The 505-nt window shown below is 37.4% G+C and carries 1 pseudogene; it reads left to right on the top strand.

The window, feature by feature from the left end:
* Positions 1-27: 27 nt before the first annotated feature.
* Positions 28-505 (top strand): annotated as a pseudogene (locus tag FCI53_RS21270) (IS200/IS605 family accessory protein TnpB-related protein); the annotation flags it as partial.

Genomic DNA, 505 nt, shown 5'->3' with positions numbered 1-505 from the left:
CGTGGCGATAAGAGTAAAAAAGGGAACTTGAACATTCGGTTAGTTCATCGTGATGGTGCATTTTATCTTGATATTTGTGATCCTATACGTCAGAAAGAAGGCAAGCGTAAAGCGCCACGTTTCGAAGTGGAATCTTCGATTCCAGATAAATACGTACATGAGATCATTGATGTTATTATGCCGAACGAAGTAGGAATCACCCCAAAAGGAAAACCGATTGAACAATATCAAGCTTATACTGTTCAAATCAAACGTAAAGACGGAGAATATTATGCGCATTTCATCTATGAAGAAGAGGAATACGGGCAAGAGTTATATAGTCAAGATGTCATTTCCAAAGAGGTTGTAGCTGGAATCGACATCAACATTGATCGCATTGCAGTAAGTCTCGTTTCAAAACAAGGTAACTTTTTAGAGAGTAAAGTCTTTTACTGTCACGAATTAGAGTATGTACGATCTAATAAACGTAATAACATTGTTGGGGAGACGGTCAAAAATGTGTTTA

It is taken from the genome of Aquibacillus sediminis (genome assembly GCF_005870085.1).
Lineage (GTDB): Bacteria > Bacillota > Bacilli > Bacillales > Amphibacillaceae > Aquibacillus_E > Aquibacillus_E sediminis.
Note: the sequence above shows the minus strand (reverse complement) of the source record. Positions and strands in the feature narration are given on the sequence as shown.